Source organism: Polaribacter reichenbachii (assembly GCF_001975665.1).
Lineage (GTDB): Bacteria > Bacteroidota > Bacteroidia > Flavobacteriales > Flavobacteriaceae > Polaribacter > Polaribacter reichenbachii.
This window is the reverse complement of sequence record NZ_CP019419.1, coordinates 2,056,185-2,069,156: the sequence shown is the minus strand read 5'-3', so window position 1 is coordinate 2,069,156 and position 12,972 is coordinate 2,056,185. Positions and strand designations below refer to the sequence as shown.

Sequence of the window (12,972 nt, the reverse complement as noted above, 5' to 3'; positions counted from 1 at the left end):
CTGGTATTATAAAATACCAAGGCTTAAAATCAACTAACCACTATAAAAAAAATTTAACTACTTATTTTAATATTTTCTTTATCATAAGTAAAACACCATATTTACTTAACATTTTAAATAATGAATTAATCCAATTCATAGGTTCTAAAATACCTTCGAAATTGTGTTTTACAATTTTTAGTTCTTCTTTAGCAATTTCTCTTTCAAGTTCTAACTTTTTAAGATCTTTTTCTATTTCAATAAAAGAAGTATACGTTTTCATAATGGTACTATTTTTCTGATTTAAAAAATTGATTAGACATTTCACTAATAATTTTTTTATCAATAATTCTTTTTCTTAGCAGGTAAATTAAAAATCCTAAGAAAGCTAAAAAAAGTCCTACAATTAAGTGTCCTAAAGCAATATTACCTAAATAATTACCTAAGGCAATTGCACCTGCCACAGACACAAAAATTACTCCTATACCAAGTAAACTACCAATTAAAAGAAGTTTAGTAAATGCACTTAAAGAATAGGTTAGAATCTGAAAAGTTTTCAGTTTTCCGTATTCGAAAGAAGCATTTACATAATCTTTACCTGCATCTACTCCTTCTTCAGAATTACTTTTAAAAGCTTCAAAAATATTCATATTCTTAGGCTGTCTTTTGTAATTTTTTGTTTTTAGCTTTTAACTCTTTTAATTTTTGCTCTAGAGTTGTAATTACATCTTCTGTCTTATGACTTACATTAGAGACTACATTTTCTATTTGCGTATCTAAACTTTCTTTTTGCACTTCTAAAGTACTGGCTGCTCTTTCTTTTAAATCTACTGCTGTATCAGCAATTATATCTTTTACATGAACAGCTTCATCAGCAATTTTTTTTCTAGTTTTTGTTCCTTTATCTGGCGCAAATAATATTCCTAATGTTGCTCCAATTGCTGTTCCTGCTAATATTCCAATTAATGTGTTACTACTATTACTCATCTTGTATTTTTTTAATGGTTAAACTTAATTTCTTTGTATTATTACTAAGTATGTAATGAATACACTACAAAAGTATAGGATAAGTGAAGTTGAACTTAACTCAAATAAATTGAATGTTAACTCAGATACTAATTAATGAAAATTGAAAAGCAGCACTCGTAGTTTTTTGTGCTAATTGATTCATCGCTTTTTCAGTAAGTTGTAAAACTCTTGGGTAACCACCTGTTACTTGGCAATCTCTCATTAAAACAATTAATTTACCAGAAGGTGTTAATTGCACAGTTCCTGTTAAAACTGCAGAAGTTAAAATTTGTGATAAATTATTTTCTACAATTTCATTTAGCTTATACCCCATTCTACTATTGTCTTTAGAAATAGTAAAAGTGGTATTAAAGATTTGTTTTTGTTGATGATCGCTCAGCAAATCAAATTCAGGACCCGAATAACATTCAATTACCTTAGTTTTAAAATGATTACTGTTAATTTTGATTGATGATTTTGATGTAGTAATTGAATGAGTTCTCTCTTTATAAGAAACGAAATCTCCTTTTCTAAGCAAAAAGTCTTTAGTAATATTTGGATAAAAACTTCTACTATTTAATTTCTTAGCTGATAAAAATCCACCATTAACAGCCAAATAACAACGAATTCCGTAGTTAATTTTTCCAAAGGATAAAATATCATTTGGATGAATTAAAATCCTTTTATTTAAAGGAATTGGCATATTATTATTAGTAGGTGAAAAATCGCCACCAGAAATACAAATTGTAGTTGTTTTTGTAAATTCGAATTTACAAGCTCCTAATGTAATTTCTATTACAGCATCTTGCACAGAATTGTTTAAAATACTATTTGCTAAATCTGCCGAATAACTATCCATTGCACCAGAAATTGGCACACCAACTGAGGCAAAACCAACTCTACCTTTATCTTGAATAGTTGTAAAAAAGCCCGATTTTAAAACTTTAAGCATTGTATAAAGTTTTAGTTAATTGATATGTTTTTTCTTGAACCTCTTTTTCTAGTTGATAAAACTCATCCAAAGAAATGGATTTGAATTTTATAAAATCGCCAGCTTTTGCAAAACAAGGATTTTCTTTTTCCACATCAAAAAAATCAACAGGAGTTTTACCAATAATATTCCAACCACCAGCAGAATTATTGGGGTAAACACCAGTTTGCTTACCTCCTATTCCTACAGCTCCTTTTGGCACATTTAATCTCGGATTTGGTTTTCTATCAAAATAAATTTTTGAATCTAAACCACCTAAATATAAGAAACCAGGTAAAAAACCAATAAAATAAATTTTATACAAAGCAGATGAATGCAATTGAATAATTTCATCAATTTCTAAATTTGATTTTTGAGAAATTTCTTCTAAATCAATGCCAAACTCAACATCATAACAAACAGGAATTTCCCATTGAAAGTTGTTTTCTTTGCCTTCTTTTAAAATTGATTTATAAACTTGTTTTAATTGATGGACCTCATCATTAAAATTAGAAATATAGTTTTTGTAAACTACAGTTAAAGAATTATAAGCTTGAATAATATCAACAATTTCAGTTTTCTCTGTTGATGTAATTTTTTCTTTAAAAAGTAAAATGTCTTCTAATATTTTATCATCAATAATAGATTGCCATTCAATAAGAATTGCATTTGCGCCAAATGATTTATATGTAATCTTTTTAACCAACGGTAAATCCTGATTTTTGTATTTCTTGATTGATAAATTTTACGATTTCAATTGCATTTTCGGTATCTCCATGCACACAAAAAGTATCCACTTTTATTGCTATTTCTAAACCTGAAATTGTTTTTACATTTTGATGCTTTATCATCTGTAAAATATGATTCAAAACTTCACTTTTATCAATCAACAAAGCATTCTTCTGCTTTCTAGAAACCAAAGTTAAATCGTTATTATAGTTTCTATCAGCAAAAGCTTCATATTTTATTTTGATGTTATTTTTCAAAGCAACTTTCTCTACCACAGAATTATAAGGCACATATAAATAAGCATCATTTAAATAAGGTTTTATAACATCAATAAATAAAATAGCCAACTTTTCATCAACAGCAATTGCATTATATAAAGCTCCATGTGGTTTTATATGATGTAATTTTGCATCAAACAAAAACAATCTTTCTAAAAATAAATCTAATTGATTTTGAATACTCTTTTTTAAGTCTTCATTAGAAATTTGCATTAACAATCTACCAAAATTTTCTTTATCAGGAAAAGAAGGATGCGCACCAATTTTCACCTTATTTTTTAGAGCTAATTGTATGGTTTTATCAATGGAATTCACATTACCAAAATGCCCTCCACAAGCAATGTTACAAGACGAAATGTAAGGCATTAGTAAATGCTCATTTTCTACACCTTCACCAACATCACAATTAATATCAACAACCATTTTAGAATACATTAAACACTTTTAAAATACCTTTTACACCAAGAAAAACAGCAATTAATAAAATTATGAATCCAAAAATATTCTGAGTTTTAGTATTTACAAAACCACCTAAAACATTCTTTTTATTCATAATCCATAATAAAATTCCGGCTATAATTGGTAATAACATTCCGTTTGCAACTTGCGCAAACTTTATAATTTCAATCGGTTTTATACCAATTGATGAAAATAAAACACCTAAAAGCAATACTATCATCCAAACAAATCGAAACGATTTAGATTGTAAACCTCCTTTTAAGCCCAAACAACCTTTTGCAACATAAGCTGCTGCTAAAGGTGCTGTAATTGCTGAAGTAATACCTGCTGCAAACAAACCTAAAGCCAGAAAGTATTTTGCAAATTCGCCATACAAAGGTGCCAAACCTTCTGCCAAATCTGCTGCATTTAAAATGTCTTTAGAAAGTATTGAAGCTGCTGATATAATAATTGCCATAGAAACCATTCCTCCTAAAATAATAGATACAATAGTATCTTTTTTGGCAAATTTTAAATCTTCTTTTTTATGCCATCTTTCTTTAACTAAAGAGGCGTGCAAAAACAAATTGTAAGGCACAACAGTTGTACCAATTAATCCAATAATCGTTAACAAACTTTTCTCTGAAAACTTAGGAATAAACATCCCTTTAAAAATTTCTAATACATTAGGTTTGGTTACAATTGCTGTTATTACAAACGAAAAACTCATCAGCAAAACCAAAGCTACTAAGGCTTTTTCAAGAAATTTATAGTTACCAATAAATAAAAGTACAAAAGCAATTACACCAATTATTAAACTCATAAAATTAATGGTTAAATCACCAAAATTGTGTTTAAACTCGCCAAAAACGGTTTCCAAACCTAAAATTCCTCCACTAATATTCCCAGCTTCGTAAGAAGCATTACCAATTACAATTGCAGCTAAAATTAAAATGGTTATAAATTGTTTTAAAAACGGAATTTTAATTTCTTCTCTAATAACTTCAGATAATCCTTTTTGAGAAATAATACCCAATCTTGCAGCCATTTCTTGCAATACAATAGTAGCAATAATAGACAAAAACATTGCCCACAACAGATTAAAACCAAAATTTACACCAGCCAAAGTACAAAGTGTAACAGTACCTGGACCAATAAAAGCTGCAGCTACTAAAGTACCCGGACCAATATTTCGAAACCATTTTTTTAACATCCTAAAAACTTAATTTATCAAATTATATAGAATTTACAAGATACTAAAGTATCAAGAACATCTTATGTTTTAAGAAAAATTATAGCGCTTTTATGAATTAAGTTGCATTAACTTATTTTACTTCTTCTAACAATAATTGAGTTTTAAAAGCATTGTAAGAAGTAAGATTGAGATGCTTCAATCCTCTATTGCTGTTCGTTTCTGTAATTTCTACTAAGTATCTTTTACTGTCAAATTCGATAATATTATTCTGTGGCAAATCAGCATTATCAAGAACAAAATAATTTTCATATATAAATGTAAAGTCATAAGTTCCTGTATTATGTAATTCAAAACTCTGTTTTACATCAACAAAATCCTTGAACTCTATTACAATGTTTGATTCTGAAAAATCTTTTAATTGAAAAGAATTAGCACCATTTTCTCCAATAGTTTTAATTTGATTTAATTTCCACTTTCCAGATATTCTCTCCTCTACAGGTGGATTACCTTCTTCAGATTCACAAGATTGAAAAATTATAGAAATTAGACATACCAATAAGATTATTTTTCGAGTTTTCATAGCTTTCAATTTAAATATATTTTTTATAAATATACCTAAAAAAAGAAAAACACCTCAAAATTGAGGTGTTTCTATTTAAACTAACATCACTAATATACTAATGAGCATATCTTTGAGGTCCTCCTCTTCGAATTTCTTCATTAGCAAATTCTTCGAATTGCGTAAAATTATGTCTAAATGCATTCGATAATTTAAACGCAGTTTCATAATAAGCTTCATCGTTATTCCAAGTTGCTCTCGGACTCAATAATTCTGTTGGCACGCCAGGACAAGATCTTGGTTGTGCTACACCAAATACTGAATGAATATGGTAATCTTCGTATCTATAATCGCCTAAATCTCCATTTAAAACAGCAGTAATCATTGCTCTTGTATATTTTAATGGCATTCTTCTACCCACACCATATTTACCACCAGACCAACCTGTGTTTATCAACCAAACATTTACACCTGCATCTGTCATTTTTTTGCTTAACATTTCTGCATATCTTGTTGGGTGCAAAGGCATAAAAGGCGCACCAAAACAAGCTGAAAAACTTGGCACTGGTTCTGTAACTCCTGCTTCTGTACCTGCAACTTTTGCTGTATAACCAGATATAAAATGATATGCTGCTTGTGCTGGTGTTAACTTAGAAATTGGAGGTAAAACTCCAAATGCATCCGCAGTTAAAAAGAAAATATTCTTCGGGTTTTCTCCAATAGAAGGTTGTTTAATATTATCTATATGATAAATAGGATAACTAACTCGTGTGTTTTGAGTGATAGAAGTGTCTTTAAAATCGACTACTCCATTATCATCTAAAATTACATTTTCTAAAATTGCGCCTTTTTTAATGGCTGCAAAAATTTCTGGCTCTTGTTCTTGCGATAAGTTAATCACTTTTGCATAACAACCACCTTCAAAATTAAAAACAGTGTTTTCGGCTGTCCAACCATGTTCATCATCACCAATTAAACTTCTGTTTGGGTCTGTAGATAAAGTTGTTTTTCCTGTACCAGATAAACCAAAGAAAATAGCTGTATCACCAGCTGCACCAACATTTGCAGAACAATGCATAGGCAAAGTATTTTTATAAATTGGCAAGATAAAGTTTAAGGCAGAAAAAATTCCTTTTTTAATTTCTCCTGTATAACCTGTACCACCAATTAAAGCAATTTTTTTAGTGAAATTTAAAATTGCAAAATTGTGTTGACGAGTTCCATCAACAGCAGCATCTGCCATAAAACCTGGCGCATTTATTACGGTCCATTCTGGCGTAAAATTTTCTAACTCTTTTTCTGTTGGTCTTAAAAACATATTGTAAGCAAACATATTGCTCCAAGGATGTTCGTTTACAACACGAATATTTAATTTATAATTTTCGTCTGCACAAGCATAACTATCTCTTACAAAAATTTCTTTTTCTGATAAATAATCAACAACTTTAGTATATAATTTATCGAATTTGTCTTCTTCGAAAGGTAAATTTATCTTGCTCCACCAAACTTCATTTTCTGTAATTGCATCTTTTACAATAAAACGATCCATAGGAGAACGACCTGTAAACTCTCCTGTATTTACTGCAATTGCACCTAAAGAAGATTCAACACCTTGTTCTTTTTGTAAGATTTCTTGATGTAACTCATTAGAAGTTAACTGATAACGAATTGTTGCATTTTTGATTCCTAGATGATTTAACGAAATCGATTTCGTACTTGTATCTACCATACCAATATTTTTGTATATTAAACAATGATACAAAACTAATAAATATTTTAAAACCCTTATATATTGATACTAAAAATTATTATATTTTTAGTTGATTTTAAATTTCTTTGCGAATATAATAATCATTGAAATCCAAGCAATTATAAAAAACAATCCTCCTAAAGGGGTAATAAACCAAATGGATTTAGCCGTAATTTTAGTTAATTGAATTAAATAAATTGAGCCTGAAAAAAATAGAATTCCTAAGAAAAAAAGGTAACTAATTGTATTTTTTTGTTTTAAAGAAAACCCAACATAAGTGTTTACAAACAACAAAACAATGGTATGATACATTTGATAACGAACAGCAGTTTCAAAACTTTGTAATTCTGTTAGAGTTAAACTTTCTTTTAAAGCGTGTGCACCAAATGCCCCTAAAACAACTGCTGATAAACCTAAAAAGCAAGTGATTATTAAATTTTTAAACATTTATTATCAGTTTTGTTAATTTTTAAACAAAAATATTATCTTCGTAACCTATCATTTTGTTTTAAATTGTTAGAATCATCTAAAAATGATAAATAATATTCCACAAAAATACAGCTTTCTTTTATGAAAAATATACTAATAATTGGCGCAGGAAAATCGAGCTCAGCTTTAATTAAATATTTATTAGATAAATCTGATGAAGAAAACTTACGATTAACGATTGGAGATATATCTACAGAAAATGCGCTAAAATTAATTAAAAATCATAAAAATGCAAAAGCCATACAATTAGATGTTTTTGATGCTCATCCACGTGAAAAAGAAATCGAAAAAACAGATATTGTAATTTCGATGTTACCTGCAAGATTTCATTTAGAGGTTGCCAAAGATTGTATCAAATTTAAAAAGCATATGGTTACAGCCTCTTATGTATCTAAAGAAATGAAAGCTCTAGATAATGCTGCCAAAGAAAATGGGTTGGTTTTTATGAACGAAATTGGTTTGGATCCTGGTATAGATCATATGAGTGCAATGCAAGTCATAGATAAAATTAGAGAAAGTGGTGCAAAAATGCTGTTGTTCGAATCTTTCTGTGGTGGTTTAGTGGCTCCTGAGAGTGATACCAATCTATGGAACTACAAATTTACTTGGAATCCTAGAAATGTGGTTTTGGCTGGCCAAGGAGGAGCTGCAATGTTTATACAAGAGAGCACTTATAAATACATACCTTATCACAAATTATTTAGAAGAACAGAATTTTTAAAAATTGATAATCAAAAGTTTGAAGCTTACGCAAATCGAGATTCTTTAAAATATAGAAGTGCTTATGGTTTAGATGATATACCAACCATGTACAGAGGTACTATTAGACGTGTTGGTTTTTCTAGAGCTTGGAATATTTTTGTGCAATTAGGGATGACAGACGATTCTTATACCATTGAGGATTCTGAAAATATGAGTTATCGCGATTTTGTAAACTTATTTTTAGCATATTCTCCTTCTGATTCTGTTGAATTAAAATTACGCTCTTATCTTAAAATTGATCAAGATGATATTATGTGGGAAAAATTGGTTGAACTTGACCTTTTTAATCCGAAGAAAAAAATTGAATTGGTAAATGCAACTCCTGCTCAAATTTTACAGAAAATTTTAGAAGATTCTTGGACATTACAAGAAAATGATAAAGATATGATAGTTATGCAACACCTTTTTGGCTACGAATTTAATGGCGAAAAACATCAAATAGAAAGTAGCTTGATGGTTTTAGGGGAAAACCAAACCTATACAGCTATGGCTAAAACTGTAGGTTTACCTGTTGCAATTGCAGCTTTAAAAATTTTAAAAGGAGATATAAAAACACCTGGTGTACAAATACCAATTACTAAAGAAGTGTATAAACCTATTTTAAAGGAACTCGAAAATCACGGAATTAAATTTACCGAAAGAAAAGTAAAATATTTAGGCTATAATCCTGATCATATTACTGGGTAACACTTCCATAAAGATGTGTAAAGGAATATCGCTGAGAAACTCTGAACTATCAATTTTTAGTTTTATTAGTAAATTTGAAATTACATTTTTAAATAAAAATCTTTGGTTAAGTTGTTGTAATCTTCTGTGTATTGATGACGTTCAATTTCTATAATTAAATGTTCTTTTTTAATATCAATATCATCAAAAGAGAACTCTAATAAACTTCTTTTTATTTCTGATGTTGGATTACCCTGAACTTGACAAACTCGATTTAAAAATAAACCTTTTTCGTTCGCTAAGTTGATAAAATTCTTTTCTTCTTTATAAGGAATAATCGTTGTAAACTTTCCGTTTTTGGATAAGATTTTTACTACTCCAACTATTAAATCATCAAAAGATAAAGCGCTTGTAAATCTTGCTTTATTCCTTGCTTTATCTTGGCTTTCAAAATCGTCTGTATAAAATGGCGGATTCGAAATAACCAAATCGTAAGTTTCTTCTTCTTCAGCAATTTCATCAGCAAATTCTTGAAAAGTGCCATTATAACAATACAAACGATCTCCCCAATCAGATTGTTCGAAATTTTCTACAGATTGTTCGTACGCATTTTCATCAAGTTCAACAGCATCAATAGTCATTGCATCCGAACGTTGTGCCAACATTAATGCCACAACTCCTGTACCAGAACCAATATCTAAAATTGAATCTGGGTAAAAATCTACAGTGCACCAAGCACCTAACAAAACACCATCTGTGCCAATTTTCATAGCTGTTTTATCTTGATTTACTGAAAAGTCTTTAAATTTAAATATTGAATCCATTCTGCAAAATTAACAATATTTATTTCTAATAATTCTTATTTTTACACTGTTTGCAGTATTTTTGTACATTACCCTAAAATCATTTAATATGAAAAGATTATTTCTTTTACTACTTGTTGTTTATAGTTGTACCACTGGCACTATACAAACAGAAGAAGAAACTACAGAAGTTTTAGATAAAACAGTTAGAATAGAAGTAAATACATTGCAAGAAAATGACGCAGTACAGATTAATTATTATGACTATATTGAAGACAAACATATTTTAAATGAATATCTGTTTAATTATGATTCATCTGGCAACGCAATACCTGTAGTTATTACTTTAGATGATTACGATTTTAGATTTATTCAAGGAAATATTTATAGAAAAAACTCTATTCCTACACAACTTTCATTAAAAATTTATGTTGATGATGAATTGATTATTGATGAAAGCAAAACTGGTGATGGATCTGAGTGGATAAATATTGAATTTAACTACGATATTTTAAAGGAAGAAAATATATAAACAAGTAATAACTTCAATTATAAAAAAGTAGAATTTTAAATAAAGATTTAAAATTCTACTTTTTTTTGGGGGAAGGATCCACAAAACTTTCTTACATTTTATTCATTTAATGCAATTAAAAAACTAATTTATGTTTTACACCTTTATCTAAATAAGAAATACTAAAATTATAATTTTTTAAGTTTGCTTCTAAATATACCCAAGAATCTTTCTTTTGCCATTCTATACTTAAAATATCAGAAGATTTATTTAAAATATTAATATCTCCAGAAAATGCTTTTAATGTATTTCTTAATCGCATTATTTTAAGTTGATTTATTACAATATCAGATTTTAACCCGTTTTTTATATCAGTATTTGTAAGCGTAGTTCTATTTATTTCTTTATGACCTCCTGAACCTCCTTTGTCGGCAGCTGCATAGTTATTTTTACCAGCAAAAATGTCTAAATACCAAACCTGTGGAATACCAGGCATAAACATTTGTATGGCTCTTGCCAATAATAATTTTTGTTCATTTTCGCCTAAAGCGCTAAAAAAAGTTGCGTTAATTTGATAGTAAGAAATCTTTTTGCCTGATGGATCATAAAGGTTTTTAACTCTTCCTCCACGATCCATAATGGTATTCATTATGGTTTCTATTTCTTCATTTTCTAAAAGACCTTTATTGTAAGTGCCATTTACTTCTTTTCCTTTTAAATCTAAAACAGGAATTCCATCGTGGCAACCTAACATATTTACGGTTTTATAACCTTTTTCTATGATTTCATAAATCCAACGTAAAAGTGCGTTATTATTACCCGTTTCTAAAGTATGAATCATTAAACCAGGTAGAAAAAAATCATAGATTTGATAATTTTCTTCTGCAACTTCATTATGCAAGTTTAACCCATATTCTGCATGGATTTCTGGTAGTAGAATTAAATCGTTTTTCTTTGCAATTTCATTAATTCGATCTAAATAATTCCAAGTGCCAGGTTTGTTAAAAAAGTTGGTTTGCCCAATTTCTTTATGCAAGTATGCAAAAGCATCTAAACGTAATATTTTACATCCAAAACTTTTTACTTTGGCAAGTGTTTCTTCGTAAAATTCCCAAACCAATTCAGATTTTGCATTTACATCCATTTGACCTAAATAGGTTGCTTTTCTATTTACAATTGATAAAATTTCTTCTTTATATTCGTTACAATCTTCGAAATCTAACGAATTTAAGTCTAAATTATTAGTAATAGCTGAATTGATTTTTTTACAAATCAATTCAGCATTTTGTGAAATATGAGGGATTATTTCACTAACATCTTTACTAGTAATTTTGTTATAATGTATATTTTGATAAAAAGTATTCCAATACGGTTTTTCAGATCCGTCAGGAAAAGGAACTTTTAAAATCGGAAGTCCAGATTTCCTCATAAATAATTTATCTAGAAATTCTTTATGAGGAATTACAATGTCATTTTCGTTTTTAATTCCATTGCCTTCCCAAAAAGTATTCCAGTTGATGAAAAAATCTTTGTATTTAGACTTTTCTCCGTTTTTTAATAAATCTTTAAATTGAGGAGAAGCTACTGATAAATGATTTAAAACAATATCAAATTTCAACATAATGTTCAATTCTTCTAATGCTTTTAAATCTTCTTTAGAAACTAGTTCTTTATTTAAATTGTAATCTATAATAGAAAATCCTCTATCTAAATCGCTATTAAAAAAAGTGGGCAACACATAAAATAAAGAAAATACATCTTTAAATTCTGGCATTTTAAGCATTGCAATTGTATCACTTAAATTACTGCCAATACTATCTGGGTATGCATTTAGCATTACTCCATTAGAAATTATTTTACTTTCTTTTTTCATAATTTAATTACTATAAAAGTTTAGATAAAATATTGATATTTTCTGGCAGCCTTCCTACATTTTGAAGCTTTAATGCTGCTAATTTTAATGCTATTTCTAAACATTCTTGTATTGGTTTTTCTTTGATATAAGCGAATAAAAATCCAGACCAAAAAGCATCTCCAGCACCTGTTGTATCTATTACCTTTTCTACTTTTATGGCAGGTAATTGTATGATTTTTTTATTTTTTTCTGATAATTTTACACCATTTTCTCCTAAAGTTAAACAAACTGTTTCTACGCCAAGATTATGAAAAAACTCAAAAATTTCTTGATGAGCTAATTCCTTTTCAAATAAACGCAACATATCATCTTCGCTAATTTTTATTAACGGATTAAAACTGCAGTAGGTTTTGATTACTTCTAGTGCTTCTTCTTGACTTTTCCACAACTTTTTAGCGTAATTTAAATCGATACTTAATTTACAACCTAAATTAAATGCTTCTTCAGCTTTCTTTAAAATAGTAGCCTGTGCTGGGCCCTTACTTAAGGCGAAGCAAGTAGTATGAAAAATTTTAGTATTCGTTAAAGTATCTGTAGTAATCTGGTCTTCTGTTATATAAGAATCAGCTTGGCGAAAAGGAATAAAATCAGGAGTTCCTTTTGATTTAGATACAAAAATTACACTTGTAGCTTTATCATCTAGCTTTTTTATGTATTCTGTATTTACATTAACTTCATTCAGTCGTTTTAAAATATACTCTCCAAAACCATCATTACCAACTGAAGAAATCATTATAGGTTTTAAACCTAATCTAGCAGTATTCATAGCCACATTTGTTGGTGAACCTCCTAAATATCTATGATAATCTCTAGTATTATTTATTAATACATCAGATTGATGACCAATAAAATCGATTAAGACTTCACCAATACATAATATATCTATTTCTTTATTATCTTTTTTCAAAATATTGTTTTGT

The 12,972-nt window shown here is 28.6% G+C and carries 15 protein-coding genes; 2 read left to right on the top strand and 13 right to left on the bottom strand.

What is annotated here, in order from left to right:
* Positions 1 to 61 precede the first annotated feature (61 nt).
* From BW723_RS08605 to BW723_RS08560, 10 genes are all read right to left on the bottom strand, one after another.
* Entirely contained in the window at positions 62 to 262 is a 201-nt protein-coding gene (locus tag BW723_RS08605) for a DUF6327 family protein (protein ID WP_068355968.1), read from the bottom strand.
* Positions 263 to 269: 7 nt separating this feature from the next.
* Positions 270 to 629 carry a hypothetical protein gene (locus BW723_RS08600; protein WP_068355970.1) on the bottom strand — a complete coding sequence of 120 codons (360 nt, stop codon included), beginning with the start codon at positions 627 to 629 and terminating at the stop codon, positions 270 to 272.
* A gap of 4 nt (positions 630 to 633) precedes the next feature.
* Positions 634 to 966 carry a YtxH domain-containing protein gene (locus tag BW723_RS08595; RefSeq protein ID WP_068355973.1) on the bottom strand — a complete coding sequence of 111 codons (333 nt, stop codon included), beginning with the start codon at positions 964 to 966 and terminating at the stop codon, positions 634 to 636.
* A gap of 121 nt (positions 967 to 1,087) precedes the next feature.
* A complete protein-coding gene (locus tag BW723_RS08590; protein WP_068355976.1) occupies positions 1,088 to 1,939 on the bottom strand; it encodes a 5-oxoprolinase subunit C family protein in 852 nt (283 codons plus the stop codon).
* The gene (gene pxpB, locus BW723_RS08585) at positions 1,932 to 2,663 is read right to left on the bottom strand and encodes a 5-oxoprolinase subunit PxpB (protein WP_068355984.1); all 732 of its coding nucleotides are present in this window, start codon (positions 2,661 to 2,663) and stop codon (positions 1,932 to 1,934) included. The genes BW723_RS08590 and pxpB overlap by 8 nt, the downstream gene beginning before the upstream one ends.
* On the bottom strand, positions 2,656 to 3,399 hold the full coding sequence (gene pxpA / locus BW723_RS08580) for a 5-oxoprolinase subunit PxpA (protein ID WP_226789194.1): 744 nt from the start codon (positions 3,397 to 3,399) through the stop codon (positions 2,656 to 2,658). The genes pxpB and pxpA overlap by 8 nt, the downstream gene beginning before the upstream one ends.
* On the bottom strand, positions 3,389 to 4,615 hold the full coding sequence (locus tag BW723_RS08575) for an Nramp family divalent metal transporter (RefSeq protein WP_068355987.1): 1,227 nt from the start codon (positions 4,613 to 4,615) through the stop codon (positions 3,389 to 3,391). The genes pxpA and BW723_RS08575 overlap by 11 nt, the downstream gene beginning before the upstream one ends.
* A 112-nt stretch (positions 4,616 to 4,727) precedes the next feature.
* Positions 4,728 to 5,177, bottom strand: a complete 450-nt coding sequence (locus BW723_RS08570) for a hypothetical protein (RefSeq protein ID WP_068355990.1) — start codon at positions 5,175 to 5,177, stop codon at positions 4,728 to 4,730.
* Between the two features lie 97 nt (positions 5,178 to 5,274).
* Positions 5,275 to 6,885, bottom strand: coding sequence for a phosphoenolpyruvate carboxykinase (ATP) (pckA, locus tag BW723_RS08565; RefSeq protein WP_068355992.1), 1,611 nt, complete (start codon positions 6,883 to 6,885; stop codon positions 5,275 to 5,277).
* A gap of 87 nt (positions 6,886 to 6,972) precedes the next feature.
* The gene (locus tag BW723_RS08560; protein ID WP_068355994.1) at positions 6,973 to 7,353 is read right to left on the bottom strand and encodes a DUF423 domain-containing protein; all 381 of its coding nucleotides are present in this window, start codon (positions 7,351 to 7,353) and stop codon (positions 6,973 to 6,975) included.
* A gap of 123 nt (positions 7,354 to 7,476) precedes the next feature.
* On the opposite strand from BW723_RS08560, the gene BW723_RS08555 reads away from it, so the two are divergent.
* On the top strand, positions 7,477 to 8,844 hold the full coding sequence (locus BW723_RS08555; protein WP_068355996.1) for a saccharopine dehydrogenase family protein: 1,368 nt from the start codon (positions 7,477 to 7,479) through the stop codon (positions 8,842 to 8,844).
* Positions 8,845 to 8,924: 80 nt separating this feature from the next.
* Here the strand turns inward: BW723_RS08555 and BW723_RS08550 are convergent, their stop codons facing one another.
* Positions 8,925 to 9,647 carry a tRNA1(Val) (adenine(37)-N6)-methyltransferase gene (locus BW723_RS08550; RefSeq protein WP_068356000.1) on the bottom strand — a complete coding sequence of 241 codons (723 nt, stop codon included), beginning with the start codon at positions 9,645 to 9,647 and terminating at the stop codon, positions 8,925 to 8,927.
* A gap of 88 nt (positions 9,648 to 9,735) precedes the next feature.
* Here BW723_RS08550 and BW723_RS08545 point away from each other — a divergent pair, with 88 nt between their 5' ends.
* Complete coding sequence (locus tag BW723_RS08545; protein ID WP_068356002.1) at positions 9,736 to 10,158, top strand: hypothetical protein; 423 nt, start codon at positions 9,736 to 9,738, stop codon at positions 10,156 to 10,158.
* 115 nt (positions 10,159 to 10,273) lie between these two features.
* Here BW723_RS08545 and BW723_RS08540 read toward each other — a convergent pair whose 3' ends face one another.
* Together BW723_RS08540 and BW723_RS08535 are read right to left on the bottom strand one after the other, a co-directional pair.
* Positions 10,274 to 12,010, bottom strand: a complete 1,737-nt coding sequence (locus tag BW723_RS08540; RefSeq protein ID WP_068356008.1) for an alpha-amylase family protein — start codon at positions 12,008 to 12,010, stop codon at positions 10,274 to 10,276.
* Between the two features lie 10 nt (positions 12,011 to 12,020).
* The gene (locus tag BW723_RS08535) at positions 12,021 to 12,959 is read right to left on the bottom strand and encodes a carbohydrate kinase family protein (RefSeq protein ID WP_068356016.1); all 939 of its coding nucleotides are present in this window, start codon (positions 12,957 to 12,959) and stop codon (positions 12,021 to 12,023) included.
* Positions 12,960 to 12,972: the final 13 nt, after the last annotated feature.